The sequence below is a fragment of the Streptantibioticus silvisoli genome (assembly GCF_027947535.2).
GTDB lineage: Bacteria > Actinomycetota > Actinomycetes > Streptomycetales > Streptomycetaceae > Streptantibioticus_C > Streptantibioticus_C silvisoli.
The window spans coordinates 1-1,790 of the sequence record NZ_JAAGKO020000126.1 but is presented as its reverse complement, the minus strand read 5'-3'; the positions used below and the strand labels follow the sequence as shown (position 1 = coordinate 1,790).

1 protein-coding gene is annotated in these 1,790 nt (G+C 73.2%); it reads right to left on the bottom strand.

All coding sequences use genetic code 11. The features are described 5' to 3' along the window. On the bottom strand, window positions 1-1,721 hold a 1,721-nt coding region (locus POF43_RS34360; protein WP_282704963.1), incomplete at its 3' end, for a 3' terminal RNA ribose 2'-O-methyltransferase Hen1. Window positions 1,722-1,790 lie beyond the last annotated feature (69 nt).

The following is a 1,790-nucleotide window of genomic DNA, read 5'->3' as shown; positions in this document are numbered from 1 at the left end:
GGCCCTGGGGCGGGCGGCGGGTCGGGGGTGGGGTCGGTCAGGTGGAAGACGGCCATCTGGGTGGGCGGGCCGACCTCGGGGTCGTCGTCCCCGACCGGGGCGAACGTGACCGTGTAGCCGTACCGTCCGGCGATCCGCCACGCCCAGTCGCGGAACTCCCGCCGGTCCCACTCGAACCGGTGGTCGTGGTGGCGCACGTGACCGGCCGGCAGCGTCTCCCAGCGCACGTTGTACTCGGCGTTGGGCGTGGTGACCACGACGGTGCCGGGCCGGGCGGCGCCGAAGACCGCGTACTCCAGCGCGGGCAGCCGCGGCGCGTCGAGGTGTTCGACAACCTCGCTCAGCACGGCCGCGTCGTACCCCTTCAGCCGGCGGTCGGTGTACGTCAGCGAACCGTGCAGCAGCTTCAGCCGCCCGGACTGCCGCTCCGGCATCCGTTCGACGCCCAGCCGCCGCGCCGCGATCGCCAGCGCCCGCACGGAGACGTCCATCCCGACGACCTCGGCGTACCGGGCGTCCTTCAGCAACTCCCGCACCAGCCGCCCCTCACCACACCCCAGGTCCAGCACCCGGGCCGCACCGCTGTCCCGCAGCACGTCCAGCACGGCACGCTGCCGGTGAACGGCGAGCGGCGTACGGCCTGCGGGGTGGGCTCCGCCGGGGCCGGTGGGCTTGGGACCGGTGGGGTCGAGGCCGGCGAGGTCGGGGCCGACGGGGTCGGCGTCGATCAGGCTGGCGTCGATCAGGCTGGCGTCGATCAGGCTGGCGTCGACCGGATCGGCGTCCTCGGCTCGGGCACCGGTGAGGTCGGCGTCGACCGGGTCGGTGTCCTCGGTCCGGGCGTCCGGCGTGGACGGGTCCGGGGTCGCCTCGTCCGGTGCGATCTCCTGAACGGCGCTGTCGAGGTCGTCGGCCTCAACGGCGTTGTCCAGGTCGTCGGCCTCGGTGTCGTCGCTCTCGGCGAGGCGGGCGAGTTCCAGGCGTTCGACCGCCTGCCGGGCGAGCGACCAGCGGCGCGACAGGTAGCGCGCGGTGATCAGGCGGCGTTCCGGATGGGTGGCGAGCCAGCCCTCACCGGCACGCAGCAGCTTGTCCACCTCGTCGGGCGCCGACCAGTAGTGCTTCGCGTCGTCGAGCACCGGCAGCAGGACGTAGAGCTGACGCAACGCGTCACTCAGCCGCGTCTCGCCCTCCAACGTCAAGCTGACGTAACGCGATTCACCCCATTCGGGGAACTGCTCGTCCAGCGCCACCGGTTCGGCGGCAACCGTCCACCCCAGCGGCTCGAACAGCGCCCGGGTCAGCTCAGCCCCGCCGCGCGCGGGCACCGCCGGCACCACGATCCGCAACGGCATCACGGCCGCCGCCCGCTCCGGACGACTGCGGCACACGCCCTTCATCGCGCTGGAGAAGACACCGCTCAGCGCCGTCGCCAGCAGCGAACTCGCCGCATAAGGCCGGTCGTTGACGTACTGCGCCAGCGCGCTGTCCGGCGCCCCGCCGCGCCCCTTGCCCCGCCCGCGCCACACCAGCGCCACCGGATCGACCTCCAGCAGCAGCGCCGCGGTGCACACCTCGTCGGAGGCCTCGGGATAGAAGACGTGCGCGGTGCCGTAGGACGTCGCGAACTCCTGCGCCCGGTCCGGGTGCTTGTGCAGCAGATACCCCAGGTCGGTGGCCGGACCGGCCGCCCCGCCTGTCGTGCTGATGGTGAGGAACACGCGTCCGAGTCTGACCTCCGCGACACCGCACGACCAGCGAATTTCCCTGCGGGGCGGGGGATTTGGGGG